Here is a 25,766-nt window from a genome sequence, read left to right as displayed (position 1 = left end):
GAATCACGATCATGGAATTCAAACAGCTACGCAGCTTCGTCGAAGTGATGCACCAGGGTGGTTTTACTCAAGCCGCCAAAACCCTGCACATCAGCCAATCGGCGGTGAGCAAGCAGGTCGCGCAACTGGAACAGAGCCTGGGCACGCCGTTGCTCGAACGGCTGGGTTCGCAGCTTCGGCTGACCGCCGCCGGCAGCGTGGTGCTGCAACGGGCTGAAGGCATGTTGCGGCTGCGCAATGAACTGCTCAGCGAGCTGGATGACTTGAGCCAACTGGCGCGCGGGGAATTACGCCTCGGATTGCCGCTGCTGGGCAGCGACGCACTGTTCGCCGGACTGTTCGCCGAATACCGGCGACGCTATCCGAACATCAGCATTCAATTGCTTGAGGGTGGCAGCCTGAACATCGAACAGGCGGTCTTGAGCGGTGAACTGGAATTGGGTGGCAGCTTGCTGACGAAGGACCCGCAGTTCGCGTTTCAACCGTTCTGCGATGAACCGCTGGACGCCCTGCTGCCAACTGACCATCCGCTGGCAACCAAGTCGGTGATCGGGCTGGAAGAGTTGGCCGATACGCCGTTTCTGCTGTATCAGCGCAGCTTCGTGCTCAACGACCGATTGCTGCAAGCCTGTCAGCAAATGGGTTTCACACCAAAGGAAGGCGGTCGCAGCGGCCAGGCGGATTTTCTCGCGGCGCTGGTGGCCGCCGGTCAAGGCGTGGTGCTGTTGCCCCGCGTTGTGGCGCGTGGGCTGGTGCGGCCAGGCGTGGTGCGCCTGACCCTGAACGCACCGAGCTATCTGCGTTGGGATATCGCCTTCATCTGGCGTGAGGGCGCGTACTTGTCAAAAGCCGCGCAAGCCTGGCTCGCCTTGCTGCGCGAGCGGCCGGTCAGCCCCGTAGAGCGCTGACGAGTTCCTCCAGCCACGGCTCGGCGTCGGTGTCCGGCGTCACGCTTTCGCTGGCGTCCAAACGCAACATCGGCAGCACTTCGCGTAGGCCCAGCTCGCCGAACAATTCACGCATCAACTCGCCCCCACCGCAGAACGTGTCGCCGTAGCTCGCATCGCCCAAGCCAATCACGGCGCCCGGCAAACCGCGCCAGGCTGCCGGCAATTGGTCGCGAATCGCGAAATACAATGGCTGCAGGTTGTCCGGCAGCTCGCCCATGCCGGTAGTGGACGTCACCGCCAGAAAGGCTTCGGGGCCAAAGGCCTGAACATCGGCGAGGCTCGCGCGCGGATTGTGAAAGGTTTCGAAACCCGCGGTTTTCAAAATGTTCGCGGCGTGGTGGGCGACTTCATCAGCCGCGCCGTACACCGAGCCGGAAAGGATGGCGACTTTCATCAATCTGATCCTGAAGCTGAGTAAAAAGAGGGGGGATATTAACAGCCGCAGCAAAAAAGCTGCGATTGACTCTCAATAAGCATTGATGACCACTAGAGTTCTTTTAGAATGCAGCCTCCATCAACTCGGAAAGGATTCTCCGATGATCAACGCGCAATTGCTGCAAATGGTGATTAACGCCTCCAACGACGGCATCGTGATTGCCGAAAAGGAAGGCGAGCAAGACAACATCCTGATTTACGTCAACCCGGCGTTCGAGCGCCTGACCGGTTACACCAGCGAAGAAATTCTCTACCAGGATTGCCGCTTCCTGCAATCAGGGGACCGGGATCAAGAGGCGCTCCCGTTGATTCGCGAGGCGTTGCGCAGTGGCGGCTCCTGCCGGGAAATTCTCAGGAACTACCGCAAGGACGGCACGCCGTTCTGGAATGAGCTGTCCCTTTCGACAGTGAAAAATCCGAGTGACGGACAGACTTATTTTGTCGGTGTGCAGAAAGACGTTACTGTTCAGGTCAAGGCACAGCAGCGGGTGGCGCAGCTCGAAGCGCAATTGGCTGAAGTGCAGGCCGAGCTAGACGCACTTAAAGCGACGAACGGCGAAAACAAAACTGCGAATTAATTGTCATTAACTACAATCACCGATGGGTTTGTAACTTTTTCTTTCGAGCAGATTATGCATCGCGACGCACTCCTCACGCAGGATGAGCTGGATTTCATCCAGACCATGCAACATAACCCGCAACTCAATGTGCGGGATGCGACGTCGAGTCTGCTCGTTAACGGTGGTTCGCAGATCCGTGACTTGCTCACGCGCCTTGCCGCTCATGAGCAAGTCACTATCCAGGCCAATTTCGAAAATCAACAAATGACGTTTCCGCTGCAACTGGTGGAAGACGAGTTTCATGCGCTGCATTTACGCCTCGGCGTCCCCAGCATCTATGAGGACGGACCGATGGTCCGGCCCTGGCGACTGGTACTCGAGGAGCCGGTAGCGCTGGAGAACGCCAGCGGCCAACCCGGCACGATGTGGGTGCATGAAGTGTCGTTCAAAGGGGTTTTGCTGGAAATTCGCAACAGGACCAAACCGCCCAAAAACTTCGCCTTGTGGTTCAGCCCGTCAGGCTATGAGCGGATCGCATTGCGCGGCGCCTTCGAAAAAGAAACCGAACAGGGTTTCTATGCCTACCAGTTGAATCAGGGTGACAAGGACGAAACCGAGCGCCTGCGCCAGTACATCCTTCAGCAGCATCGCCTGACCCATCCCGCACTGCATCTCTGAATCTCAAGTATCCAGGTTACCTGCCAGGAACTGTTTCAGACGCTGGCGCATCACAAATCCCTCGTTACCCAGACAACCGATCGACGATCCGGCCAGGCTCTCCTGCGCCAGATCGGACGCATCACCTGCCAGCAGCAACTGACAATCCAGGCTCACGGCCAGACGATTCAAACGTCGTGGCAGCTCGGGGGTCGGCACGTGATTGGAAAACAGCACCAGCGCCTGCGGCCTGATCCTCTCGCAGACCAGGGTCAACTCATCAAACGGCTGGCCGATAGTCAGCACTCGTACGCCCATTTGAGCACTGCTCAGGAACAGAGCGGCCACCAATAACTCAAGTTCACGGCACTGGCCGGCAAGCGCGCTGACGATCACTCGTCGTGGCTGCGTATCGCGAATCAGCAGCAGGCGTTGCGCCACCCGTGAGCGCAGGAAGCTGTCGAGGAACAGCCACTCGCTGGTCTGGCCAAATGAATCCTGGCGCTGCAGCAAATGTTTCCAGAGAGGGATCATGATGTCCTGAAACACCACCGGCTGGGAGTAACTGGAGAAGATCTGCCCGTAGACCCGCTCCAGTTGAATGTCGTCAAACGCACTCACCGCTGCCTGAACCTGCTGCTGCCATTGGGTGTAGTCGGCTTGTACAAGGTCATTGGGGATGATGTGCGACAGCGCCTGAAGCGGCGCGGTCTTTGCCAGAATCTTGCCGACTTTACTGACCGCAACGCCGCGATCGATCCAGTCGAGGATGCTGCGGACCCGATCGATATCGGTCATCGAGTACAACCGATGCCCACTTTCGGTGCGTGTTGGTTGTATCAAGCCATAGCGGCGCTCCCAGGCTCGCAGCGTGACCGGGTTGACCCCGGTCAGGCGCGCGACCTCACGAATCGGAAAGAGATCTTCGCCTTCAAGCAATGGAGTGTTTGGCACAGCTGGGATTACGTCAGTTATGACAGGCATTGGGCTGTGTACGTCCATGTGTAAACGGGTCCCATTCTAACTCCCCTGCCCCATGCCTATACAAGACGTTAATCGGTGGCGAATATCACAGACGTAACCGGCAGAATCAGGAATAATCCTTGCTTGTTCCAAGACGCAGCCCACCACCCCGGCGCTGCGCCTGGCGGAACTCCTATCCGGAGCGACGCGTTAGTCATACGGAGATACACCATGTCTACCTCACCCGTCACGCTGATGGTTGCGCGCCGCGTCGCCGATGGGCGCTATCAGGACCTGATCGCCTGGCTGCGCGAAGGGGAACAACTGGCTACCGACTTCCCCGGTTATCTCGGCTCTGGCGTGCTCGCTCCGCCGCCCGACGATGACGAATTCCAGATTATTTTCCGCTTCGCCGACGAGCAGACCCTGCACGCCTGGGAGCATTCCGTATCGCGCACTGCCTGGCTCGGACGCGGCAGCGACCTGTTCGCCCATCCTACGGAACATCGGGTCAGTGGCATCGAAGGCTGGTTCGGGGCCGTCGGTCAACGCCCGCCACGCTGGAAACAGGCCGTGGCGATCTGGTTGGCGTTCTTCCCGGTGTCCCTGCTGTTCAATTTTGTCCTCGGGCCATTGATAAGCGACCTGGGATTGCTGAGCCGGGTGTTCATCAGCACCCTGTGCCTGACGCCATTGATGGTCTACTTCTTCATTCCGCTGTCGACCCGTCTGCTGGCCGGCTGGTTGAACAGCACGCCGACGCGTCCGTTGCCCGCCGAGCCCTCAACCCAAAACCGCTGAGAGCTTCTTGTGGAAGCGGGCTTGCTCGCGAAAGCGATGTTCCAGTCGACATCATTTTTGGCTGTCAGTCCGCTTTCGCCAGCAAGCCCGCTCCCACAATAGGTACACGACTCCCGTCGCTGGTATAGTTTTGCTCTCACCGCGACGCGAGCCGTTCATGACTTCCTCCTCCGCTCCGATCCTCATCACCGGTGCCGGCCAGCGTGTCGGCCTGCACTGTGCGCAGCGATTGCTCGAAGACGGCCATCCGGTGATCTTCAGCTACCGCAGCGAACGCCCCGGTGTGCAAACCCTGCGCGACCTGGGAGCGACCGCGGTGTTTGCCGACTTCTCCACAGAAGCCGGAATCTTCGCGTTCATCAGCGAGCTGAAAACCCACACCGAGAGCCTGCGGGCGATTGTGCATAACGCTTCAGAATGGCTGGCCGAAACCCCGGACACCGACGCTGCAGCGTTCACCCGCATGTTCAACGTGCACATGCTTGCGCCCTACCTGATCAACCTGCATTGTGCGGATTTGCTCGAACGCTCAAGCCCCGCCGACATCGTGCACATCAGCGATGACGTGACCCGCAAGGGCAGCAGCAAACACATCGGTTATTGCGCCAGCAAAGCCGGGCTCGACAGCCTGACCCTGTCCTTTGCCGCGAAATACGCGCCGGGGATCAAGGTCAACGGTATCGCGCCCGCCCTGCTACTGTTCAATCCTGACGACGACGCGGCGTACCGCGCCAAGGCGCTGGCCAAGTCCGCGCTGGGCATCGAACCCGGCAGCGAAGTGATCTACCAAAGCCTGCGCTATTTGCTCGACAACCCTTATGTCACCGGCACGACCCTGGCCGTCAACGGCGGACGGCACATCAAATAGTTGCCCCGCGAGGATGTTCCATGACGTTATCCCTGCCCCAGAACTATCGCGAGATCCTTATTGGCCTCGGTGAAAACCCCGACCGCGAGGGCCTGCGTGACACCCCGGTACGCGCCGCCAAAGCGATGCAGTACCTCTGCCATGGCTACGAGCAGAGTGTCGAAGAAATCGTCAACGGCGCGCTGTTTGCCTCGGACACCGACGAGATGATCATCGTCGCCGACATCGAACTCTACTCGCTGTGCGAGCATCACATCCTGCCCTTCATCGGCAAGGCCCATGTGGCTTATATTCCAACAGGCAAGGTGCTGGGCCTGTCGAAGATTGCGCGACTGGTGGACATGTTTGCCCGCCGCCTGCAAATCCAGGAAAACCTCACCCGACAAATCGCCGAGGCGGTGCAACAGGTGACTGACGCCGCCGGTGTCGCGGTGGTCATCGAAGCCAAGCACATGTGCATGATGATGCGCGGCGTCGAGAAACAGAATTCGACCATGAACACCTCGGTGATGCTCGGCGCCTTCCGCGAGTCGAGCAACACCCGTCAGGAGTTCCTGCAATTGATTGGACGGAGCAAGTAGTAATGCCACAACTTCAACCAGGAATGGCACGCATCCGAGTCAAGGACCTGTGCCTACGGACCTTCATCGGGATCAACGAGGATGAAATCCTCAACAAGCAGGATGTGCTGATCAACCTCACCATTCTGTATGCGGCCCAGGACGCGGTGCGTGACAACGACATCGATCACGCGCTCAATTACCGAACCATCACCAAGGCAATCATTGCCCACGTGGAGGGCAATCGCTTTGCCCTGCTCGAGCGTCTGACCCAGGAGCTGCTGGACCTGGTCATGGCCAACGAGTCGGTGCTGTATGCCGAAGTGGAAGTCGACAAGCCTCATGCCCTGCGCTTCGCCGAGTCGGTGTCGATAACGCTTGCAGCAAGCCGCTGACCGCGTCTGGCGCATTGGTCGCCAGGCTTTTATCATCCGCGCCACGATTTGATTGCACAGAGCCCATCATGAACGATCAACAACGCCTCGAACTTGAAGCCGCCGCCTTCCGTCGGCTGGTAGCCCATCTGGACAGCCGCAAGGACGTGCAGAACATCGACCTGATGAACCTCTCCGGTTTCTGCCGCAACTGCCTGTCCAAGTGGTACAAGGCCGCGGCTGATGAACGCCAGATCGACGTCAGCCTCGATGACGCCCGCGAAGTCGTCTACGGCATGCCGTACGCCGAGTGGAAAGCCCAATACCAGCAAGAAGCCAGCGCCGACCAACAAGCGGCGTTCGCCAAAGGAAAACCCAATGAGTGATTTGAATACCCTGCGCGCCAGCCTCAAGAGCGGCGAACACGTTTTTGCCGACACCCTGGCCTTCATTGCCGCCGGTTACGATTATCAGCCCCAGGCGTTCAACAACGGTGGCGTGGAAAACGCCGCCGGGCAGAACGAAGGTTCGTGCAAGACCTTGGGTCTGGCGCTGCTGGAAGGCTTGAGCGATGAAGAAGCGCTGCTGGCGTTCGGCGAGCACTACCGCTCGGTGGTGGCGACACCCAAGGGCAGCGATCACGGCAATATCCGCGCGTTGATTGCACACGGTCTGGCCGGTGTGAAGTTCGCTCAACAGCCGCTGACTCGCCGGTAATCCCACAACAAAAAACACATCCCGACTTTTAAGATTGACCCGGCAACTTTATTTCGTTTGCCGGGCACCGCTGCTCACGGCTTAGATAAAAAGAAGCATCCCTTCTTCAGAGTCGGTCATCCATGAGCAGCGAAACCATCAGTCGGTCGATCAACATCGTTCACCCCGTCACGCTCAGCCACGGCAAAAATGCCGAGGTCTGGGACACCGATGGCAAACGCTACATCGATTTTGTCGGCGGCATCGGAGTACTGAACCTCGGCCATTGCCATCCGCGCATCGTCGAGGCCATTCGCGAACAAGCCACCCGGCTGACCCACTACGCGTTCAACGCTGCCCCGCATGTGCCCTACATCGACTTCATGGATCGCCTCGCCGCGTTTATTCCGGTGGATTACCCGGTCAGCGGCATGCTCACCAACAGCGGTGCGGAAGCGGCGGAAAACGCGTTGAAGATCGTCCGAGGCGCGACCGGACGCACAGCGGTCATCGCCTTCGACGGTGCCTTCCACGGTCGCACGCTGGCCACCCTCAACCTCAACGGCAAAGTCGCGCCCTACAAACAAAAAGTCGGCATCTTGCCGGGGCCGGTGTTCCACCTGCCGTTCCCCAGCAAGGACAACGGTGTGAGCTGCGCCGAAGCCCTGAAAGCCATGGAGCGCTTGTTCAGCGTCGAGATCGACGTCGATGACGTGGCCTGTTTCATCGTCGAACCTGTGCAGGGCGAAGCCGGCTTCCTGGCAATGGACGTGGAGTTCGCCCAGGCGCTGCGGCGTTTCTGTGACGAGAAAAACATTCTGCTGATTGCCGATGAAATCCAGTCCGGCTTCGGTCGCACCGGCCAGCGTTTTGCGTTCTCGCGACTGGGCATTGAACCGGACCTGATCCTGCTGGGCAAAAGCATTGCCGGCGGCGTGCCGCTGGGTGCGGTGGTCGGGCGCAAGTCGCTGCTCGACACCTTGCCCAAAGGCGGATTGGGCGGGACGTATTCGGGCAACCCCATCGCCTGCGCCGCCGCACTGGCGACCCTGGACGAAATGACTGACGCCCACCTGCAAGCCTGGGGTGCGCAACAGGAAGAAGCGATTGTCAGCCGCTACGAAACCTGGCGCGCCAGCAAGCTTTCACCGTTCCTGGGCCGCCTGACCGGCGTCGGTGCCATGCGCGGCATCGAGCTGACCCATGCCGACGGCACACCAGCATCGGCACAACTCACGCAATTGCTGAGCCTGGCCCGAGACGCGGGATTGCTGCTGATGCCCAGCGGCAAATCGCGACACATCATTCGGTTGCTCGCGCCACTGACCACCGAGGCGGCTGTGCTGGAGGAAGGGCTGGATATCCTTGAGGCCTGCCTGGCGAAGCTTTCCTGACAAGCAAACTGCGATCCGGGACTGACATAGCGAATTATGTTCGCTTGTAGTCCCGGATTTTGCGTCGCAATACTGACCAAATACCCCTTTTACCCAGCGAGATCACTGCCACCTACAAGCCTGAGGCCGTCATGTATCACGACAATATAATTTATAAGAAAAAGTCCAATGATCCTCAATTCCTGCTTGGCGTGGCCGTGGTGCTGTTCCTCGCCTCCTACCTGATGAACCTGGGCAACAGCGCCCTTAGCCATGTTCTGCATCCCTTGCTGGGCAATGCCCCGGACAGCCTCACCGCACGCAATATCGCCATCGGCCTGGCGATTGCCGCGCTGGGCACGCTGAACTTCCACGTCCTCGGACGCTTGAAGTTCAGGGTGCAAACTACCGTGGTCTGGATCGAGTTGCTGATCCTGTTCCTGGCCTTTTTCGACACCTTCGACCTCTCCTACAGTTTCATCTTCGACAAGATTGGTTTCCTGATCATCCAGGGCGCGGCGACCACGCTGTACATCTCCGCCGTGGCGATTGTGATTGCCTTCGTGCTGGCCTTGATCGGTGCCGTAGCCAAGCTGTCGAACAACGGCCTGGCCAACGCCATCGCCTCGTTCTACACCTCGTTCTTTCGAGGTGTGCCGCTGCTGATCCAGATCTACCTGATTTACCTGGGACTGCCACAACTGGGTTATGTGGTCGACGCGGTGCCGGCCGGCATCCTCGCGTTGTCGCTGTGCTACGGCGCCTACATGACCGAGATTTTCCGTGCGGGTATCCAGAGCATTCCAGTGGGCCAGTGGGAAGCTTCACGGGCTCTGGGCATCAACCCTTTCAAGACCCTGAGCCGGGTGATCATGCCGCAAGCCTTGAGGGTGATCATCCCGCCCACCGGCAATCAGTTCATCGCCATGCTCAAGGACAGTTCGCTGGTGTCGGTAATCGGCGTCTGGGAACTGATGTACCTGGCCAAGACCCAGGGCCGCGCTGACTTCCGCCACCTGGAAATGCTGATCACTGCCGCGATGATTTACTGGGCCCTGTCGTTCATCCTCGAACGGGTGCAGGCGCGGATCGAAAAACGGGTCAACCGATCCATTGCAAGGGGTTGATGCGTGATGACTCGAACCAATACTGCTGAGCAACTCGAGCTTGCGCCTGCCGCGCAAACCAGCCCTTCAATGATTTCCATCACCGGCCTGAACAAGTGGTACGGCGATTTTCACGCGTTGCGCGATGTCGACCTGAACGTCGCCACCGGCGAAATCCTGGTGGTGTGCGGGCCTTCGGGCTCAGGCAAGTCGACGATGATTCGCTGCATCAACCACCTGGAAAATTTCCAGAAAGGTCACATTCAGGTCAACGGCATCACCCTCACCAGCGAGGCCGAAAGTGTCAGTGCGGTGCGCCGGGAAATCGGCATGGTCTTCCAGAGCTTCAACCTGTTCCCGCATCTGAGCGTGATGGACAACCTGACCCTGGCCCCGCAATTGGTGCAAGGCGTGTCCTCCGCTGAGGCAAAAAAACGCGCTCAGATTTACCTGGAGCGAGTGCGCATTGCCGAGCATGCCGACAAGTACCCTTCGCAACTGTCCGGCGGCCAGCAGCAACGCGTGGCGATTGCCCGGGCGCTGTGCATGAAACCCAAAGTGATGCTGTTCGACGAGCCGACCTCGGCCCTGGACCCGGAAATGGTCCACGAAGTGCTGGACGTGATGGGCGAGTTGGCCACCGACGGCATGACCATGATTTGCGTGACCCACGAAATGGGTTTTGCCAGCAAGGTCGCCGACCGCGTGCTGTTCATGGACCAGGGCCAGGTCATCGAACAAGCCACCCCCACCGAGTTTTTCAACAACCCACAGACCGAACGCGCGCAGCAATTCCTGTCGCAGATCATCGGTCACTGAGAACAGATTTACCCCGCATAACAATAACGAGAAGTGGAGATGAACATGCTCAGTAAAAAACACGTACTAACCCTCGCAGCCGCCATGTCGCTGTTGTTCGTCGGCGCTGCCAACGCCGGAGCCGTACTGGACAAAATCCAGAGCAGTAAAACGATGACCGTCGCCACCTCGGCGACCTGGCCACCCCAAGGCTTCATCAACGACAAGAATGAAATCGACGGGTTTGATATCGACGTTTCCAAGGAGATCGCCAAGCGTCTCGGCGTCGAGGTCAAGTTCATCACTCCCGATTGGGACGTGATCACTGCGGGCAAGTGGAACGGGCGCTGGGACATGTCCGTGGGTTCGATGACCGCGACCAAAAGTCGTGCACGGATTCTTGATTTCCCGGCGACCTATTACTACGTGCCTTACGTGTTTGCGGTGCACGACAAATCCACGGTGACGGACCATAAAGCACTCAATGGCAAGACCATCGGCGTCGAAGGCGGCACCACGTCCGAGGACTTCCTGAATCAGGCACTGGCCATTGAAACCACGGATGTGCCCCCAGTCGTCTACGACGTAAAGACCCAGAAAATGAAGACGTACGCCGGTTCCGTCGGACCGCTGGACGACCTGCGCCTGGGTGACGGTGCTCGTCTGGACGCCATCCTCACGCAACGCAGCACACTGGATGCAGCGGTGAAGAAGGGTTATCCGTTGCGGGCCGTCGACAACGCGGTGGCGTTCTATGAACCCCTGGCCATTGCCACCGACAAGGGTGACGCGGAACTGAAGGCCAAACTGAGCGAAATCATTGGCGACATGCACAAGGACGGCACGCTGACCAAGCTGTCGGACAAGTGGTACGGCGTCGACTACTCGACCATCAAATAACCACTCGAACCCTGTGGGAGCGAGCCTGCTCGCGAATGCGCCGGATCAGTCGATATCAATGTTGACTGTCACACCGCTTTCGCGAGCAGGCTCGCTCCCACAAAAGGTAACTCTTCAAGGATTGAGCATGTCCTTCCCCACGACCTGGTACTCCCAAACCTCGCTGCCCCGCGCTGCCAGGACCGAGCTGCGCACCGAAGAAACCTGCGACGTTTGCATCATCGGCGCCGGCATCGCCGGCCTCACCGCCGCCCTGGAACTGACCCGACGCGGCAAGCGTGTGATCATCCTCGAAAGCCACCAGGTCGCCTGGGGCGCGTCCGGCCGTAATGGCGGCGTGGTCTCGCCGGGCTGGGCTGAAGGGTCGGGGGCGATCCGCAAAAAACTGGGACTGGAACACGCCAAAGAACTCTTTCAGATGTCGGTCGAGGGCGTGGAGATTGTCCGCCGCAATATCGCCGAGTTAGACCTGACCGGCTGCAATCCGTCCGCTGGCACGATTCAGGTCAAGCGCTACGACGACAGCGCTGGCGTGAAAAACCACATCGACACGATGCGCCGCGACTTCGGCTATGAGCTCAACTTCCTCGACACCGCCCACGTCCGCGAACGCGCCCACACCCTGCGCTATTTCCAGGGTGTCGAAGATCCCAACGCCATGCACTTCCACCCGCTGAATTATTGCCTGGGACTGGCCCTTGCCATCGAAGCGTCCGGAGGCAAGATTTTCGAACAATCAAAAATGCTGGCCTGGCATCGCGAAGGCGCCGACAAAATTGTCCAGACGGCTCACGGCACCGTGCGCAGCCAGGACCTGGTGTTCTGCGCCGGCGGTTACGGCGGGCGAGAGCTGCAAAAACTCAGCCGCGCCTACCTGCCCATCGCGACCTACGTGGTGTTGACCGAACACTTGGGCGACTCGATCAAAAACGTCCTCGACTCCAGCGCCGCGTTCTCCGATGACCGCCGCGCCTCGGACTATTACCGCGTCGTCGAAGGCGATCGCCTGCTTTGGGGAGGACGCATCACCACCCGTAACGAGCAGAACGAAACCGCCCTAGCGGCAATGCTCAAGGCGGACATGGTCGCGGTTTATCCGCAACTGGCCCCGGTCAAGATCGAGCTGGCCTGGTCCGGCCTGATGGGCTATTCCACCAATAAAATGCCCAACCTGGGATTGCTGGAGCCGGGCGTCTGGGCCTGCACGTCGTTTGGTGGTCATGGCTTGAACACCGGCTCGATTGGCGGCCGGGTGATCGCCGAAGCGGTGTGCGGGGAAAGTAAGCGTTATGAGTTGTTCAAACCGTACTTGCTGGACTGGAATGGCGGGCCGTTCGGTCGCGTTGCCGCCAATGCCATCTATCAATCGTTGAAGGTCATGGATTTTGTCCAGGAACGGCTAAAAGGCTGACGGCGCCACACTCCCCTGTGGGAGCGAGCCTGCTCGCGAAAGCGATTTATCATTCAACATAGATGTCGATTGACACACCGCTTTCGCGAGCAGGCTCGCTCCCACAGAGTTGATCGGGCTTTTCTGCGGGCACAAAAAAACCGGCCGAGGCCGGTTTTTTCATCGATACGCAATCAGAACGAAGCGTTCTGCAGATCGTCGAGGTAACGCTCGGCATCCAGTGCCGCCATGCAGCCGGCGCCGGCCGAGGTGATGGCCTGGCGGTAAACGTGGTCAGCCACGTCACCGGCGGCGAAGATACCCTCGAGGCTGGTGGCAGTGGCGTTGCCGTCACGGCCGCCCTGCACGACCAGATAACCGTCTTTCAACGTCAGCTGACCTTCAAACAACGAAGTGTTCGGGGTGTGGCCGATGGCGATGAACACGCCGTCGACTTTCAGCTCGTCGAAGCTGCCGTCGTTGTTCTTCAGGCGGGCACCGGTCACGCCCATGTTGTCGCCCAGGACTTCGTCCAGGTTCGCGTTCAGCTTCAGGATAATTTTGCCTTCGGCAACCCGGGCATTCAGCTTGTCGATCAGGATCTTCTCGGCGCGGAAGGTTTCGCGACGGTGGATCAGGGTCACCGTGCTGGCGATGTTGGCCAGGTACAGCGCTTCTTCCACAGCCGTGTTACCACCACCGACCACGGCGACTGGCTTGTTGCGATAGAAGAAACCGTCGCAGGTCGCGCAGGCCGAAACGCCTTTGCCCATGAACGCTTCTTCCGACGGCAGGCCCAGGTAACGAGCGCTGGCGCCGGTGGCGATGATCAGCGCGTCGCAGGTGTAAGTCGCGCTGTCACCAGTCAGGGTGTACGGCTTGGCGGCGAAGTCCACGGCATTGATGTGATCAAAAACGATCTCGGTTTCAAAGCGCTCGGCGTGCTCTTTCATGCGGTCCATCAACGCCGGGCCGGTCAGGCCGTGGACGTCGCCCGGCCAGTTGTCGACTTCGGTGGTGGTGGTCAGTTGACCACCGGCCTGCATGCCGGTGATCAGCAGTGGCTTGAGGTTGGCACGGGCGGCATAGACCGCGGCGCTGTAACCGGCAGGGCCGGAACCGAGAATAATCACTCGCGAATGACGGACTTCAGACATGACCTGCTCCTGTAAACCGGCCCGGAACACCTGGCGCGGAACGCCGAGTTACCGGCGGGAATAAAAAAGGACCGTTGAAAGCACTTGGGGAAGGCTTGAGCTCGACAGTCCTGTAAAAGATTGGGTGCAGCGTATCGAGGGGGCGAAGATTAAGGAAATACGGTTTAACAATCCAGCTCATAGGCGGTCTCTATCCCGTGACGATGAATATTTAGACGCCTTTGTTACAGTTAATGTCGATGTCGCTACCGCGCTTTCGCCCATGGGGCAAAGCCGGTAAGGTCGGCGCGTTTTCCCTCTGCTCGGAGCACGATATGCCCGCCCCCGTTCTGTCCGGCCCGCAATACCTGCGCGAAGGCCTCAAGTTGGTCCTGACTCCCAGCCTGCGTTTGTTCGTGTTGTTGCCGCTGGCAATCAATCTGGTGCTGTTCGTCGGATTGATCTATCTGGCCAGCCATCAATTCAGCCTGTGGGTCGATACGCTGATGCCTTCCCTGCCCGACTGGCTGAGTTTTCTCAATTACGTCCTCTGGCCGATTTTTGTCGTGCTGGTGGTGTTGATGGTGTTCTTCACCTTCACCATGCTCGCCAACATCATCGCCGCGCCGTTCAATGGCTTCCTCGCGGAGAAAGTCGAAGTGGTGGTGCGTGGCACCGACGACTTCCCGGCGTTCAGTTGGGGCGAACTGATCGCCATGATCCCGCGGACCCTGGCCCGGGAAATGCGCAAACTCGGCTACTTCCTGCCCCGCGCAATCGGGCTGTTCATCCTCTCGTTCATCCCGGTGGTGAACATTATTGCGGCGCCGTTGTGGCTGCTGTTCGGTGTGTGGATGATGGCGATCCAGTACATCGACTACCCGGCGGACAACCATAAACTGGGCTGGAACGAGATGCTCGCCTGGCTGCGCGAAAAGCGCTGGCAGAGCATGAGCTTCGGCGGCAGCGTTTATCTGGTGCTGCTGATTCCAGTGGTCAACATCCTGATGATGCCGGCCGCCGTGGCCGGGGCGACGTTATTCTGGGTGCGCGAACGCGGCGCGGAAAACCTGGTGACGCAACGCTGAGCCGGTCACAAATCCATCATCGAAACGCCACAATGACGACATGGCCTCAGCCGACACTGAGGTCATGACGACAGCTCTGCATATCACCCTGATCACCGAAACCTTCCCTCCCGAAATCAATGGCGTGGCCAATACCCTTGGCCGTTTGTGCGACGGTTTGCGCGCGCGCGGACATCAGGTGGAGTTGGTGCGGCCACGCCAGGCTTGCGACCCGCAGACAGGCAGTGACGATACGTTGTTGCTGTGCCGTGGCTGGCCGCTGCCGGGCTATCCCGGTTTGCAATGGGGTCAGTCGTCGATGCACAAGCTGTTGCGGCGCTGGAAGCGTCATCGCCCGGACGTGTTGTACATCGCCACGGAAGGCCCACTGGGATTGTCTGCGTTGCGCGCGGCACGGCGACTTGGGATTTCAGTGGTCAGCGGCTTTCACACCAATTTCCAGCAGTACTCCAGGCAATACGGATTCGGGCTGCTGACACGCCTGCTGACCCACTACCTGCGCTGGTTTCACAATCGCTCGACCCTGACGCTGGTGCCGAGCGTCAGTCAGCGACTGGAGCTGGAACGCCGGAATTTCGAGCGCCTGGCGTTGCTTTCTCGCGGGGTCGACAGTCAGTTGTTTCACCCGACCAAACGGTTGCCGGCGCTGCGCGAACAGTGGGGTTTGAAGGATAACGACATTGCCGTCATTCACGTAGGACGCCTCGCACCGGAGAAAAATCTGGGTTTGCTCAAGCGTTGTTTCGACAGGCTCAAGGCGACTTATCCACAGAAGACAATAAAACTGATCGTAGTCGGTGATGGTCCGCAACGAATGCCCCTGGAACAGGAACTGCCCGAAGCGATTTTCTGCGGTTCGCAGCGCGGCGAAGCCTTGGCGAGTCACTATGCGTCAGGGGATGTGTTTCTGTTTCCGAGCCTGACTGAGACGTTCGGCAATGTGGTGCTCGAGGCGCTGGCCTCGGGGCTGGGTGTGGTGGCCTACGATCAGGCTGCGGCGGCCCAGCATATTCGCCATGGCTACAACGGCGTGCTGGCGATGCCGGGGGATGAAGAGGCGTTCTGCGATGCAGCCGCGTGGCTGTTGGAGATGGACGAAACCTTGCGTTGCGTGCGGCTCAATGCGCGCCAGCATGCGAGCCGTCAGGGGTGGGCGGCGATTATCGAACAGTTTGAGGGGCAGTTGCGGGGGGCTTGTGTTGGGGAGCAGGTGGTTCCTGGTGCACAGACCTTATCCTGAATTTTTTGGTGACATGGAGTCAGCCTTCGCGAGCAAGCCCGCTCCCACAGTTGACCGAGTTCTCTTAGGGAGATGCGATCGAATGTGGGAGCGGGCTTGCTCGCGAAGAGGCCCGACGAGTCGCCGCTTAAACCAGCGTCATCAACGCCTCACGGCTGAACGGCAGAATGTCTTCCTCGCGACCGTCACGCACTTTCTGCGCCCAGTCCGGATCGACCAGCAGCGCACGTCCCACCGCCACCAGATCGAACTCGTCATTGTTCAAACGCTCCAGCAGTTTTTCCAGGCTGGCCGGTTGTGCGATCTTGTCGGTGTTGACCATGAACTGCAGGAACTCACCATCCAGACCCACGCTGCCCACGGTGATGGTCGGCTTGCCGGTGAGTTTGCGTGTCCAGCCTGCCAGGTTCAGCTCGGAACCGTCGAACTCCGGCTCCCAGAAACGGCGTGTCGAGCAGTGGAAAATATCCACGCCGGCGTCGGACAACGGCTTGAGAAATTCGCCCAATGCTTCCGGGGTTTGCACCAGGCGTGCGGTGTAGTCCTGCTGCTTCCACTGTGAGAAACGGAAGATGATCGGGAAGCCTTCGCCGACTGCTGCACGCACCGCCTGAATCAATTCGATGGCGAACCGCGAACGATTGGCCAGGCTACCGCCGTATTCGTCGGTGCGCTGGTTGCTGCCTTCCCAGAAGAACTGATCGACGAGATAGCCGTGGGCGCCGTGGATTTCCACGCCATCCATGCCGATGCTCTGGGCATCCTTGGCGGCTTGCGCAAACGCGGCGATCACGTCCTGGATGTCCTGTTTGGTCATGCCGTGAACCACGACCTGACCGTCCTTCAATTTTTCCGACGGACCGTAGCCCGGCACGCTGGCATCCGGCTCGGTGCCGATGCGGCGCACGCTGCCGACATGCCACAGTTGCGGAACAATCTTGCCGCCTTCGGCGTGGACGGCGTCGACGACTTTTTTCCAGCCGGCCAATGCCGCTTCACCGTAGAAGTTCGGCACATTCGGGTAGCCGTTGGAGGCCTTGTGACCGACGGTGGTGCCTTCGGTGATGATCAGGCCAACACCCGCCGCAGCGCGACGACGGTAGTACTCGATCACTTTGGAATTAGGTACGCCACCCGGCGAAAACGAACGAGTCATAGGCGCCATGACGACGCGGGTCGGCAGTTCGAGGGTGCCGAGGTGGAACGGTTTGAACAGGGCTTTAACAGGCATGGGGCACTCCACGAAAACGATATCGACGGGATGGAAATTTTATGACGGCGATAATATGCGGAGTGCCAGGTGATGCACAGCACTATTGATTACGGTGATTAAGGGTCAAAAGGCAGACATAAAAAATCGCAGCTCGGTGGCTGCGATTTTTGTGGATCAACTCAACGCTTTTTCGATTGCCTGAATGACAGTCGGATCATCCGGCGTCGTACGCGGCGAGAACCGCGCCAAAACGCGACCATCCTTGCCCAACAGGAATTTTTCGAAGTTCCAGGTAATGTCGCCGGGAAATTCCGCGCCTTCGCCCGCCAACAGTTTGTACAACTGATGACGTTCATGACCGTTGACTTCCAGCTTGCTGGACAACGGAAAACTCACGCCATAGTTAAGGCTGCAAAACTCCTGGATCTCTTGCTCGGTGCCCGGTTCCTGCCCGGCAAACTGGTTGCACGGCAAGCCCAGCACGCTGAAGCCTTGGTCCTTGTATTGCTGGTAGAGGTTTTCCAGCGCCGCGTACTGTGGGGTCAAGCCACATTTGGAGGCGACGTTGACCACAAGCACGACGTGCCCCTTGAGGGGCGCCAGCGGTAGCTCCTGACCATCCAGGGCTGTCAATTTAAGGTCGTGAAAAGCACTCATGACGAACTCCAGATTCCCGTGTTCTTCTCGAAACAGCCACTTGGCGGTGTCGCCTGGGACAGCCGCGGACTAAAAAGGCGCCCCTCGGGCGCCTCTCCAGTTCTCTGAGCTTAGCGCAGAAAATCAGTGGTGATGGCCACCTTCGCCATGGACGTGACCATGAGCGATTTCTTCCTGGCTGGCATCACGGATGTCGATGATCTTGACCTGGAAATTCAGGCGCTGACCCGCCAACGGGTGGTTGCCGTCGACGGTGACATCGTCGCCGTCCAGATCGCGAATGGTGACGATCTGCATCTGGCCGTCCGGAGCGGAAGCGTGGAACTGCATGCCCACTTCCAGTTCGTCGACGCCTTCGAACATGCTGCGGCTCAGGGTGCTGACCAGTTCGGCAGCGTATTCGCCATAGGCATCTTCAGGTTCTACGGCGACAGTCAGTTCGTCACCGACTGTTTTGCCTTCCAGAGCCTTTTCCAGGCCCGGGATGATGTTACCTGCGCCTTGCAGGTAGACCAGCGGCGCGCCGCCGGCGGAGCTGTCGATGACCTCACCAGCGTCGTTGGTCAGGGTATAGTCGATGGAGACAGCCTTATTGGCGGCGATCAGCATGGGGCGAGACCTTTTGCATAAGAATGAAGAATGTCCAAGTTTAGCGAAGCAATCGCCCGAAAGCGAACACAACCCGGACAGACGGGGTGCGACAAAAGGCTCGACGGTCACAGGCTTCCATCAGGACGAGGACGGGCACTGGGTGGCCGAGCTTTCCTGCGGTCATACTCAGCACCTGCGCCACCAGCCGCCGTGGCAATCCCGGGCCTGGGTGCTGGACCCTGTGCAACGTCTTGAAAAAATCGGCCAGCCCTTTGATTGTGGTTGGTGCGCTCAAGGCTCGGTTAGCGATAACCTTGGCGACTGAATTTCGGTAGATCGTCAGCTATAGATGATCGCCATTGCCATGCTCCCTTAGAGAATCCGCATGCAAACTTTTTTTATCGCGCCCACCGACTTTGGTGTGGGTCTGACCTCCATCAGCCTCGGGCTGGTACGCACCCTTGAGCGGGCCGGCCTCAAGGTCGGCTTTTTCAAACCGATTGCCCAGCCGCATCCAGGCGACACGGGCCCTGAACGCTCCACTGAACTGGTGGCCCGCACCCACGGTTTGAAACCGCCGCAGCCGTTGGGCCTGGCCCATGTCGAGCGGATGCTCGGTGACGGTCAACTCGATGAGTTGCTCGAAGAAATCATCACCCTTTATCAGCAAGCGGCCATCGGCAAAGACGTGCTGATCGTCGAAGGCATGGTCCCGACCCGCAGCGCCAGTTACGCCGCGCGGGTCAATCTGCATTTGGCCAAAAGCCTCGATGCCGACGTGATCCTGGTGTCGGCGCCGGAAAACGAAGTGCTGACCGAACTGTCCGGCCGCGTGGAATTGCAGGCGCAATTGTTCGGCGGGCCGAAAGACCCGAAGGTCCTCGGCGTGATCCTCAACAAGGTCAAGACCGACGAAAGCATGGAGGCCTTCGCCTCGCGCCTGAAAGAGCACTCGCCGTTGCTGCGCAGTGGCGATTTCCGTCTGCTGGGTTGCATTCCGTTCCAGCCGGAGCTGAACGCGCCGCGCACCCGGGACGTGGCGGATCTGATGGGCGCTCAGGTGCTCAATGCCGGCGATTACGAAACCCGGCGCATGACCAAAATCATTATTTGCGCCCGCACCATGCGCAACACCGTCGAGCTGCTCAAGCCTGGCGTGTTGGTGGTGACGCCCGGTGACCGCGATGACATCATTCTCGCCGTCAGTCTCGCGGCGATGAACGGCGTGCCATTGGCCGGCCTGTTGCTGACCAGCGACACCCTGCCCGACCCACGCATCATGGACCTGTGCCGTGGCGCCTTGCAGGCCGGCCTGCCGGTGTTGTCGGTGAGCACCGGCTCCTACGACACCGCCAACCAGTTGAACGGCCTTAACAAGGAAATTCCGATCGACGACCGCGAGCGTGCGGAAATCATCACCGACTTCGTCGCCAGCCACCTGGACGCCAACTGGCTGCATCAGCGTTGCGGCACGCCACGGGAAATGCGCCTGTCGCCGGCGGTGTTCCGCTATCAATTGATCCAGCGTGCCCAGGCGGCCAACAAGCGCATCGTCCTGCCCGAAGGCAGCGAGCCGCTGACCGTGCAAGCCGCGGCGATCTGTCAGGCGCGGGGCATTGCCCGCTGCGTGTTGCTGGCCAAACCGGCGGACGTCGAAGCCGTGGCCCGCGCCCAGGGCATCGAGTTGCCGCCGGGGCTGGAGATCCTCGACCCGGACCTGATCCGCGAGCGTTACGTCGAACCGATGGTTGCCCTGCGCAAAAGCAAAAGCCTCAACGCGCCGATGGCCGAGCAGCAACTGGAAGACACCGTGGTGATCGGCACCATGATGCTGGCGCTGGATGAAGTCGACGGCCTCGTGTCCGGGGTCATTCACTCCACCGCCAACACCATCCGCCCGGCCCTGCAACTGATCAAGACTGCGCCAGGCTGCACGCTGGTGTCGTCGGTGTTCTTCATGCTGTTTCCGGAGGAAGTGCTGGTCTACGGCGACTGCGTGATGAACCCGCACCCGAGTGCCACCGAACTGGCCGAGATTGCATTGCAAAGCGCTGATTCCGCCGCCGCATTCGGTATCACTCCGCGTGTGGCGATGATCAGCTACTCCAGCGGTGAATCGGCCAGTGGCGAAGAAGTCGAGAAGGTTCGCGAAGCCACGTTGCTCGCCCATGAACAACAGAACTCGCTGCTGATCGACGGCCCGTTGCAGTACGACGCCGCCGCGAACGAATCCGTGGCCAGACAACTTGCACCGAACAGCCAGGTGGCCGGTCGCGCCACGGTGTTCGTGTTCCCCGACCTGAACACCGGCAACACCACCCACAAGGCCGTGCAGCGCAGCGCCGACTGCGTCAGCCTCGGGCCAATGTTGCAAGGCCTGCGCAAACCGGTGAACGACTTGCCGCGCGGCGCGCAAGTCGACGACATCGTCTACACCATCGCGCTGACCGCGATTCAAGCCGCCAACCGACCTCTGGATCTTTAAATGCTGGATTTTCTACCTGCACCCGTGCGCGGCGTGATTGCCTCGCTGCTGTTGGCGCTGAACACGATCCTCTGCTGCACACCTTTGTTCATTGTCGCGATCTTCAAACTGCTGCTGCCCTTCCCCGCCGCCCAGCGCTTCACCGACTGGCTGATGAGCCACATCCACGAAGCCTGGATCAGCAACAACAAGGCCTGGATGGACCTGCTGGGGCACACCCGATGGAAGCTCAGCGGCCTCGAAAGCCTGGACTATCAGCACTCGTACCTGATCACCAGCAACCATCAGAGCTGGGTCGACATCATGGTGTTGCAGTACGTGCTGAACCGGAAGATTCGCCCGCTGAAGTTCTTCCTCAAACAGGAATTGATCTGGGTGCCAGTGATTGGTCTGGCGTGGTGGGCACTCGGCTTTCCGTTCATGAAGCGTTACTCCAAGGCGTACCTGGAAAAGCACCCGGAGAAGAAAGGCAAAGACCTGGAAACCACGCGCAAGACGTGCGACAAGTTCCGCAATAACCCGGTGGGGATTTTCAATTTCGTCGAAGGTACGCGCTTCACTGAAGGCAAGCATGCCCAGCAGAAATCACCGTTCAAATACCTGCTCAAGGCCAAGGCCGGCGGCATTGCGTTTGTGCTGGACGCCATGGGTGAACAGCTCGAAGCGATCGTCAACGTGACCATTCACTACCCGGCCGGGCGTCCCGGCTACTGGGATCTGCTCTGTGGGAACGTGAAGGAGGTGGTGGTGCACTTTCAGGAACTGAAGATTCCGCCGCAGTTCATCGGCAAGAACTACGATCAGGATGGTGAGTATCGATTGCAGTTCCAGGGCTGGATCAATCAGCTGTGGGAAGACAAGGATGCGTTGCTGGCGCAGATGCATCGCGAATTCCCAAGCCAATATTGATCCCTTGTGGGAGCGGGCTTGCTCGCGAACGTGGTGTGTCAGCTGACATCAATGTCGAATGACAGAATGCATTCGCGAGCAAGCCCGCTCCCACATTTGAATATCAGCGCACATGAAAAACCCGCCAATGATCACTCATTGGCGGGTTTCTTTTTTACCGGCTAACGCTTAGATCGCGCCACGCTTGCGCAGCAGATCCAGCACTTGCTTGACGCTTTCTTCCAGCGACAGCGACTGGGTGTCGACCACGAGGTCAGCGTCCAGCGGCACGTCGTACGGGAAGGAGTCGCCCGGGATGTTATCCCCGGCCGCCGCGTACAGCCCTTGCGGATCACGCTCGGCACAGACCGTCGGCGAAGCCTGGACGTAGACCGTCAGCAGACGCTCCTTGCCGATCAGGTCCCTGGCCTGCTCACGACCTTCGGCACTCGGCGCAACGAACGCAGCCAAGGTCAGCAGACCAGCCTCGTTGAACTGACGCGCAACATGCGCCGCACGACGCCAGTTCTCGGTACGCCCGGCGCGATCCTGTGGCAGACCTTTGTTCAGGTCATGGCGCAGGTTCTGGCCATCGAGTACAAACACTGCACGGCCCAGGTCGAACAGCTTGCGTTCAACTGCGTAGGCCAGGGTGCTTTTACCCGCGCCCGACAAGCCGCTGAACAACACGGTGGCCGGTTGCTGGCCGAAGCGCTGGGCGCGTTCTTCGGTGGCGACGTGAGCGAGCTTGCCGTGATGCGTGCTGGTGCCATGGCTCACCGGTTGAGCGATGATCATGCCGGCCGCGACGGTGCCATTGGTCAAACGGTCGACGATGATGAACGAACCGGTGGTGCGGTTGCTCGCGTAACCGTCCAGCGCGATGGCCGCGTCGAGGCTGATCTTGACCCGACCGATCTCGTTCAACTGCAGCGAGCTGGCCGGACCTTCTTCCAGGGTGTTCACGTCAACGCGGTTGACGATGCTGGTGATCGAACCCGGCACATACGTTGTGGCGCGTTTGATGTCGTATTTCTTGCCCGGCAGCATCGGCTCTTCAGCCATCCACACCAACATGGCGTCGAAGGCGTCGGTCACTTGCGGCTGGTTGTCGGCGTGCACCAGCAGGTCGCCGCGAGAGATGTCGATCTCGTCTTCCATGGTCAGCGTTACGGCTTGACCAGGACCTGCGTGCTCCAGCTCACCTTCGAAGGTGACGATGGATTTCACGCGGCTGCTCTTGCCCGACGGCAACACAACGACTTCATCGCCCTTGTGCACGATGCCGCTGGCCAGCGTACCGGCAAAACCACGGAAGTTCAGGTTCGGACGGTTGACGTACTGCACCGGGAAACGCAGGTCGGTGTAGTTGCGGTCGCTGGCGATTTCGACGGTCTCGAGGATTTCCATCAGCGACTGGCCGGTGTACCACGGCGAGCGCTCGGACTTGTTCACCACGTTGTCGCCTTTCAACGCCGACATCGGCACGAAGGCCATGGTGCTCGGTTTGAACGCGATGCCTTCGGCGAACTTCAGGTAATCGGCCTTGATCGACTCGAATACTGTTTCGTCAAAGCCGTTGAGGTCCATCTTGTTGATGGCGACCACGATGTGCTTGATGCCGAGCAACGAGGCAATGAAGCTGTGGCGACGGGTCTGGGTCTGCACGCCGTAGCGGGCGTCGACCAGGATGATCGCCAGGTCACAGGTGGAGGCACCGGTGGCCATGTTGCGGGTGTACTGCTCATGGCCAGGGGTGTCGGCGATGATGAACTTGCGCTTGGCGGTGGAAAAATAGCGGTACGCGACATCGATGGTGATGCCCTGCTCCCGCTCGGCCTGCAAGCCGTCGACCAGCAATGCCAGATCGATATCGTCGCCAGTGGTGCCGACTTTTTTCGAATCGCGGGTAATGGCTTCCAGGTGATCTTCGTAGATCATTTTGGAGTCGTGCAGCAGGCGCCCGATCAGGGTGCTCTTGCCGTCATCGACGTTGCCACAGGTAAGAAAGCGCAGCATTTCCTTGCGTTCGTGCTGGCCCAGATAGGCGAGGATGTCCTCGCTGATCAAATCAGATGCGTGCGACATGACAACCCCTTAGAAATAACCCTGACGTTTCTTTTCTTCCATGGAGCCGGCGCCATCGTGATCGATGACTCGGCCCTGGCGTTCGGAAGTTCGCGTCAGGAGCATTTCCTGAATGATGTCGGTCAGGCTAGTGGCCTCGGACTCGACAGCACCGGTCAACGGGTAGTCGCCCAGTGTGCGGAAACGGACCTTCTTCTTGACGATGCGCGCCTTGTCTTCATCGCTCAGGTGATTGAGCAGGCGTTCGTCGTCGATCATGATCCAGGTGCCATTCATCTCGATGACGTCGCGCTCGGCGGCGAAATACAGCGGCACGATCGGGATGCCTTCGAGGTAGATGTACTGCCAGATGTCCAGTTCGGTCCAGTTCGACAAAGGGAACACGCGAATCGATTCGCCCTTGTTGACCTTGCCGTTGTAGACGTTCCACAACTCTGGACGCTGGTTCTTCGGGTCCCAGCGGTGCTTGGTATCACGGAAGGAATACACGCGCTCTTTGGCACGGGACTTCTCTTCGTCGCGACGGGCACCACCGAAAGCGGCATCGAAACCATACTTGTCGAGGGCCTGCTTGAGGCCTTCGGTTTTCATGATGTCGGTGTGCTTGGCGCTGCCGTGGGTGAGCGGGTTGATACCCTGCGCAACACCCTCGGGATTCACGTGCACCAGCAGGTCCAGGCCCAGTTCTTCGACCATGCGGTCGCGGAACGCGTACATTTCCTTGAACTTCCACTGGGTGTCGACGTGCATCACCGGGAATGGAAGTTTGCCCGGGAAGAATGCCTTGCGCGCAAGGTGCAGCATCACGGCGGAGTCTTTACCGACGGAGTACAGCATCACCGGGTTATCGAACTCGGCGGCGACCTCGCGGATGATGTGGATGCTTTCGGCCTCCAGCTGTTTCAGATGCGTCAGTTTGTCGACCATGGCTACTCACGAAAACGATCTTATGGACGGCCAGCGGGCCGTGTTCGAGCGGGGAATCCTAGCACAGCGACCTCTTCTAATCAGGACGCGGGCTAGATCGAAAGGGTATATGAATATACCCCCGCGTTTGGGCACTGCAGACCACTGTGGGAGCGGGCTTGCTCGCGAATGCGGTCTATCAGTCAACATCCCTGGTGAATGTGAATCAGCATTCGCGAGCAAGCCCACCCCCACAGTGGATAGGTGGTGATCAAATCGGATTCGGGCAATCGATGAAGATGTGCTCAAGGGCGAAACGTCGCGCCAGGTAATCCCCCAACGCCTGCACGCCATAACGCTCGGTGGCGTGGTGGCCTGCGGCGATGAAGCTGATGTCGTTTTCCCGGGCGCTGTGGAAGGTTTGCTCGGAGGCCTCACCGCTGAGGTACAGATCGACGCCGGCCAACACCGCCTGGTCGATGTAACCCTGACCACCACCGGTGCACCAGCCGACGCGGCGAATCATCTCGCTGCCTTCGATCAGCAACGGCTCGCGGCCCATGACTTCTTGCACGCGACGGGCGAAATCCCGGGGAGTCATCGGTTCACTGAGCGAACCGACCAGGCCAACCACTTTGAGGTTGTCTGGATCCAGCGGGCCTTCGACAGTGATGTCCAACTGACGGGCCAGTTGCACGTTGTTGCCGACGTCGGGGTGCACATCCAATGGCAGGTGATACGACAATAAGCTGATATCGTGCTTGAGCAAGGTTTTCAACCGACGCTGCTTCATGCCGGTAATACACGGGTTCTCACCCTTCCAGAAGTAGCCGTGATGCACCAGCACCAGATCGGCCTGGGCTTCGACGGCAGCATCGAGCAACGCCTGGCTGGCGGTGACGCCACTGACTATGCGCATCACCTGCGGCCGGCCTTCGACCTGCAAGCCGTTGGGGCAGTAATCGGCGATCCTTGCACTGTTCAGGTAACGGTCGGCTTCTTCGACCAGGGTGCTCAGGGCGACGGCCATAAAAGACTCCTAA

The 25,766-nt window shown here is 59.4% G+C and carries 28 protein-coding genes; 19 read left to right on the top strand and 9 right to left on the bottom strand.

Annotated elements, in window-relative coordinates; translation table 11 throughout:
* The first annotated feature begins 11 nt into the window (after positions 1–11).
* Positions 12–908 (top strand): LysR family transcriptional regulator, encoded by an 897-nt coding sequence (locus tag ACA055_RS04410; protein WP_497682522.1) that lies wholly within the window; start codon positions 12–14, stop codon positions 906–908.
* Here the strand turns inward: ACA055_RS04410 and ACA055_RS04405 are convergent.
* Positions 889–1,344: a flavodoxin gene (locus ACA055_RS04405; protein WP_497682521.1), complete on the bottom strand. Its 456-nt coding sequence runs from the start codon at positions 1,342–1,344 to the stop codon at positions 889–891. The two genes, ACA055_RS04410 and ACA055_RS04405, sit on opposite strands and share 20 nt — an antisense overlap.
* A gap of 142 nt (positions 1,345–1,486) precedes the next feature.
* Between ACA055_RS04405 and ACA055_RS04400 the strand changes: the two genes are divergently transcribed.
* Both ACA055_RS04400 and ACA055_RS04395 read left to right on the top strand, forming a co-directional pair.
* Positions 1,487–1,963 (top strand): PAS domain-containing protein, encoded by a 477-nt coding sequence (locus ACA055_RS04400; protein WP_497682520.1) that lies wholly within the window; start codon positions 1,487–1,489, stop codon positions 1,961–1,963.
* A gap of 54 nt (positions 1,964–2,017) precedes the next feature.
* On the top strand, positions 2,018–2,623 hold the full coding sequence (locus tag ACA055_RS04395) for a hypothetical protein (protein WP_497682519.1): 606 nt from the start codon (positions 2,018–2,020) through the stop codon (positions 2,621–2,623).
* Positions 2,624–2,626: 3 nt separating this feature from the next.
* Here ACA055_RS04395 and ACA055_RS04390 read toward each other — a convergent pair whose 3' ends face one another.
* Positions 2,627–3,586, bottom strand: a complete 960-nt coding sequence (locus ACA055_RS04390; RefSeq protein ID WP_497682518.1) for a MerR family transcriptional regulator — start codon at positions 3,584–3,586, stop codon at positions 2,627–2,629.
* A 210-nt stretch (positions 3,587–3,796) separates the two neighbouring features.
* On the opposite strand from ACA055_RS04390, the gene ACA055_RS04385 reads away from it, so the two are divergent.
* From ACA055_RS04385 to ACA055_RS04335, 11 genes are all read left to right on the top strand, one after another.
* Positions 3,797–4,366, top strand: coding sequence for an antibiotic biosynthesis monooxygenase (locus ACA055_RS04385; protein WP_497682517.1), 570 nt, complete (start codon positions 3,797–3,799; stop codon positions 4,364–4,366).
* Positions 4,367–4,523: 157 nt separating this feature from the next.
* On the top strand, positions 4,524–5,234 hold the full coding sequence (gene folM, locus ACA055_RS04380; protein WP_497682516.1) for a dihydromonapterin reductase: 711 nt from the start codon (positions 4,524–4,526) through the stop codon (positions 5,232–5,234).
* Positions 5,235–5,254: 20 nt separating this feature from the next.
* Positions 5,255–5,815, top strand: a complete 561-nt coding sequence (folE, locus tag ACA055_RS04375; protein WP_497682515.1) for a GTP cyclohydrolase I FolE — start codon at positions 5,255–5,257, stop codon at positions 5,813–5,815.
* A 2-nt stretch (positions 5,816–5,817) separates the two neighbouring features.
* A complete protein-coding gene (gene folX / locus ACA055_RS04370) occupies positions 5,818–6,189 on the top strand; it encodes a dihydroneopterin triphosphate 2'-epimerase (protein ID WP_105340102.1) in 372 nt (123 codons plus the stop codon).
* Positions 6,190–6,257: 68 nt separating this feature from the next.
* Positions 6,258–6,554, top strand: coding sequence for a DUF1244 domain-containing protein (locus tag ACA055_RS04365; protein ID WP_497682514.1), 297 nt, complete (start codon positions 6,258–6,260; stop codon positions 6,552–6,554).
* Entirely contained in the window at positions 6,547–6,885 is a 339-nt protein-coding gene (locus ACA055_RS04360) for a HopJ type III effector protein (RefSeq protein ID WP_497682513.1), read from the top strand. The genes ACA055_RS04365 and ACA055_RS04360 overlap by 8 nt, the downstream gene beginning before the upstream one ends.
* 122 nt (positions 6,886–7,007) lie before the next feature.
* Positions 7,008–8,258 carry a 2-aminoadipate transaminase gene (locus ACA055_RS04355; RefSeq protein WP_497682512.1) on the top strand — a complete coding sequence of 417 codons (1,251 nt, stop codon included), beginning with the start codon at positions 7,008–7,010 and terminating at the stop codon, positions 8,256–8,258.
* Positions 8,259–8,389: 131 nt separating this feature from the next.
* Positions 8,390–9,364, top strand: a complete 975-nt coding sequence (locus ACA055_RS04350) for an amino acid ABC transporter permease (protein ID WP_497682511.1) — start codon at positions 8,390–8,392, stop codon at positions 9,362–9,364.
* Between the two features lie 69 nt (positions 9,365–9,433).
* Positions 9,434–10,162: an amino acid ABC transporter ATP-binding protein gene (locus ACA055_RS04345; RefSeq protein WP_497684358.1), complete on the top strand. Its 729-nt coding sequence runs from the start codon at positions 9,434–9,436 to the stop codon at positions 10,160–10,162.
* A 45-nt stretch (positions 10,163–10,207) separates the two neighbouring features.
* Complete coding sequence (locus ACA055_RS04340; RefSeq protein WP_497682510.1) at positions 10,208–11,041, top strand: transporter substrate-binding domain-containing protein; 834 nt, start codon at positions 10,208–10,210, stop codon at positions 11,039–11,041.
* 127 nt (positions 11,042–11,168) lie between these two features.
* Positions 11,169–12,452 (top strand): NAD(P)/FAD-dependent oxidoreductase, encoded by a 1,284-nt coding sequence (locus tag ACA055_RS04335; RefSeq protein ID WP_497682509.1) that lies wholly within the window; start codon positions 11,169–11,171, stop codon positions 12,450–12,452.
* A 173-nt stretch (positions 12,453–12,625) separates the two neighbouring features.
* On the opposite strand, the gene trxB is transcribed toward ACA055_RS04335, so the two are convergent.
* Positions 12,626–13,588, bottom strand: coding sequence for a thioredoxin-disulfide reductase (gene trxB, locus ACA055_RS04330; protein WP_497682508.1), 963 nt, complete (start codon positions 13,586–13,588; stop codon positions 12,626–12,628).
* 314 nt (positions 13,589–13,902) lie between these two features.
* Here trxB and cysZ point away from each other — a divergent pair, with 314 nt between their 5' ends.
* Together cysZ and ACA055_RS04320 are read left to right on the top strand one after the other, a co-directional pair.
* On the top strand, positions 13,903–14,655 hold the full coding sequence (gene cysZ, locus ACA055_RS04325; protein WP_497682507.1) for a sulfate transporter CysZ: 753 nt from the start codon (positions 13,903–13,905) through the stop codon (positions 14,653–14,655).
* 40 nt (positions 14,656–14,695) lie between these two features.
* Entirely contained in the window at positions 14,696–15,895 is a 1,200-nt protein-coding gene (locus tag ACA055_RS04320; protein WP_497682506.1) for a glycosyltransferase family 4 protein, read from the top strand.
* Positions 15,896–16,022: 127 nt separating this feature from the next.
* Here ACA055_RS04320 and ACA055_RS04315 read toward each other — a convergent pair whose 3' ends face one another.
* From ACA055_RS04315 to ACA055_RS04305, 3 genes are all read right to left on the bottom strand, one after another.
* The gene (locus ACA055_RS04315) at positions 16,023–17,126 is read right to left on the bottom strand and encodes an NADH:flavin oxidoreductase (protein WP_497682505.1); all 1,104 of its coding nucleotides are present in this window, start codon (positions 17,124–17,126) and stop codon (positions 16,023–16,025) included.
* A gap of 156 nt (positions 17,127–17,282) precedes the next feature.
* Positions 17,283–17,765, bottom strand: coding sequence for a glutathione peroxidase (locus ACA055_RS04310; RefSeq protein ID WP_497682504.1), 483 nt, complete (start codon positions 17,763–17,765; stop codon positions 17,283–17,285).
* Positions 17,766–17,888: 123 nt separating this feature from the next.
* Positions 17,889–18,374, bottom strand: coding sequence for an FKBP-type peptidyl-prolyl cis-trans isomerase (locus tag ACA055_RS04305; protein ID WP_008150718.1), 486 nt, complete (start codon positions 18,372–18,374; stop codon positions 17,889–17,891).
* On the opposite strand from ACA055_RS04305, the gene ACA055_RS04300 reads away from it, so the two are divergent.
* From ACA055_RS04300 to yihG, 3 genes are read left to right on the top strand one after another with little or no spacing between them, the layout of a single operon-like run.
* Positions 18,343–18,681: a DUF3565 domain-containing protein gene (locus ACA055_RS04300; RefSeq protein ID WP_497682503.1), complete on the top strand. Its 339-nt coding sequence runs from the start codon at positions 18,343–18,345 to the stop codon at positions 18,679–18,681. The genes ACA055_RS04305 and ACA055_RS04300 overlap by 32 nt on opposite strands.
* Positions 18,682–18,741: 60 nt before the next feature.
* Positions 18,742–20,841: a phosphate acetyltransferase gene (pta, locus tag ACA055_RS04295; protein ID WP_497682502.1), complete on the top strand. Its 2,100-nt coding sequence runs from the start codon at positions 18,742–18,744 to the stop codon at positions 20,839–20,841.
* The gene (gene yihG, locus ACA055_RS04290; RefSeq protein ID WP_497682501.1) at positions 20,842–21,750 is read left to right on the top strand and encodes a 1-acylglycerol-3-phosphate O-acyltransferase, YihG family; all 909 of its coding nucleotides are present in this window, start codon (positions 20,842–20,844) and stop codon (positions 21,748–21,750) included. It begins immediately after the preceding gene.
* Positions 21,751–21,918: 168 nt separating this feature from the next.
* On the opposite strand, the gene cysN is transcribed toward yihG, so the two are convergent.
* The 3 genes from cysN to ACA055_RS04275 all read right to left on the bottom strand — a co-directional run bounded on the left by cysN (position 21,919) and on the right by ACA055_RS04275 (position 25,753).
* The gene (cysN, locus tag ACA055_RS04285; protein WP_497682500.1) at positions 21,919–23,817 is read right to left on the bottom strand and encodes a sulfate adenylyltransferase subunit CysN; all 1,899 of its coding nucleotides are present in this window, start codon (positions 23,815–23,817) and stop codon (positions 21,919–21,921) included.
* A gap of 9 nt (positions 23,818–23,826) precedes the next feature.
* The gene (gene cysD / locus ACA055_RS04280) at positions 23,827–24,744 is read right to left on the bottom strand and encodes a sulfate adenylyltransferase subunit CysD (protein ID WP_008008639.1); all 918 of its coding nucleotides are present in this window, start codon (positions 24,742–24,744) and stop codon (positions 23,827–23,829) included.
* Positions 24,745–24,994: 250 nt separating this feature from the next.
* Positions 24,995–25,753 carry a Nif3-like dinuclear metal center hexameric protein gene (locus tag ACA055_RS04275; protein ID WP_497682499.1) on the bottom strand — a complete coding sequence of 253 codons (759 nt, stop codon included), beginning with the start codon at positions 25,751–25,753 and terminating at the stop codon, positions 24,995–24,997.
* Positions 25,754–25,766: the final 13 nt, after the last annotated feature.

It is taken from the genome of Pseudomonas sp. LBUM1657 (assembly GCF_059716075.1).
The sequence above is the reverse complement of the archived record's forward strand: the minus strand, read 5'-3'. Positions and strand labels throughout refer to the sequence as shown.

Coding starts and splice junctions, on each gene's coding strand:
- ACA055_RS04385 (WP_497682517.1), top strand. CDS start 3,797: ATGTCTACCTCACCCGTCACGCTGATGGTTGCGCGCCGCGTCGCCGAT.
- cysD (WP_008008639.1), bottom strand. CDS start 24,744: ATGGTCGACAAACTGACGCATCTGAAACAGCTGGAGGCCGAAAGCATC.
- folE (WP_497682515.1), top strand. CDS start 5,255: ATGACGTTATCCCTGCCCCAGAACTATCGCGAGATCCTTATTGGCCTC.
- ACA055_RS04390 (WP_497682518.1), bottom strand. CDS start 3,586: ATGCCTGTCATAACTGACGTAATCCCAGCTGTGCCAAACACTCCATTG.
- ACA055_RS04315 (WP_497682505.1), bottom strand. CDS start 17,126: ATGCCTGTTAAAGCCCTGTTCAAACCGTTCCACCTCGGCACCCTCGAA.
- ACA055_RS04400 (WP_497682520.1), top strand. CDS start 1,487: ATGATCAACGCGCAATTGCTGCAAATGGTGATTAACGCCTCCAACGAC.
- ACA055_RS04355 (WP_497682512.1), top strand. CDS start 7,008: ATGAGCAGCGAAACCATCAGTCGGTCGATCAACATCGTTCACCCCGTC.
- ACA055_RS04410 (WP_497682522.1), top strand. CDS start 12: ATGGAATTCAAACAGCTACGCAGCTTCGTCGAAGTGATGCACCAGGGT.
- pta (WP_497682502.1), top strand. CDS start 18,742: ATGCAAACTTTTTTTATCGCGCCCACCGACTTTGGTGTGGGTCTGACC.
- ACA055_RS04365 (WP_497682514.1), top strand. CDS start 6,258: ATGAACGATCAACAACGCCTCGAACTTGAAGCCGCCGCCTTCCGTCGG.
- ACA055_RS04335 (WP_497682509.1), top strand. CDS start 11,169: ATGTCCTTCCCCACGACCTGGTACTCCCAAACCTCGCTGCCCCGCGCT.
- ACA055_RS04350 (WP_497682511.1), top strand. CDS start 8,390: ATGTATCACGACAATATAATTTATAAGAAAAAGTCCAATGATCCTCAA.
- cysZ (WP_497682507.1), top strand. CDS start 13,903: ATGCCCGCCCCCGTTCTGTCCGGCCCGCAATACCTGCGCGAAGGCCTC.
- trxB (WP_497682508.1), bottom strand. CDS start 13,588: ATGTCTGAAGTCCGTCATTCGCGAGTGATTATTCTCGGTTCCGGCCCT.
- ACA055_RS04405 (WP_497682521.1), bottom strand. CDS start 1,344: ATGAAAGTCGCCATCCTTTCCGGCTCGGTGTACGGCGCGGCTGATGAA.
- cysN (WP_497682500.1), bottom strand. CDS start 23,817: ATGTCGCACGCATCTGATTTGATCAGCGAGGACATCCTCGCCTATCTG.
- ACA055_RS04300 (WP_497682503.1), top strand. CDS start 18,343: ATGGAGACAGCCTTATTGGCGGCGATCAGCATGGGGCGAGACCTTTTG.
- ACA055_RS04340 (WP_497682510.1), top strand. CDS start 10,208: ATGCTCAGTAAAAAACACGTACTAACCCTCGCAGCCGCCATGTCGCTG.
- ACA055_RS04275 (WP_497682499.1), bottom strand. CDS start 25,753: ATGGCCGTCGCCCTGAGCACCCTGGTCGAAGAAGCCGACCGTTACCTG.
- yihG (WP_497682501.1), top strand. CDS start 20,842: ATGCTGGATTTTCTACCTGCACCCGTGCGCGGCGTGATTGCCTCGCTG.
- ACA055_RS04395 (WP_497682519.1), top strand. CDS start 2,018: ATGCATCGCGACGCACTCCTCACGCAGGATGAGCTGGATTTCATCCAG.
- folX (WP_105340102.1), top strand. CDS start 5,818: ATGCCACAACTTCAACCAGGAATGGCACGCATCCGAGTCAAGGACCTG.
- ACA055_RS04345 (WP_497684358.1), top strand. CDS start 9,434: ATGATTTCCATCACCGGCCTGAACAAGTGGTACGGCGATTTTCACGCG.
- ACA055_RS04305 (WP_008150718.1), bottom strand. CDS start 18,374: ATGCTGATCGCCGCCAATAAGGCTGTCTCCATCGACTATACCCTGACC.
- ACA055_RS04310 (WP_497682504.1), bottom strand. CDS start 17,765: ATGAGTGCTTTTCACGACCTTAAATTGACAGCCCTGGATGGTCAGGAG.
- ACA055_RS04320 (WP_497682506.1), top strand. CDS start 14,696: ATGGCCTCAGCCGACACTGAGGTCATGACGACAGCTCTGCATATCACC.
- ACA055_RS04360 (WP_497682513.1), top strand. CDS start 6,547: ATGAGTGATTTGAATACCCTGCGCGCCAGCCTCAAGAGCGGCGAACAC.
- folM (WP_497682516.1), top strand. CDS start 4,524: ATGACTTCCTCCTCCGCTCCGATCCTCATCACCGGTGCCGGCCAGCGT.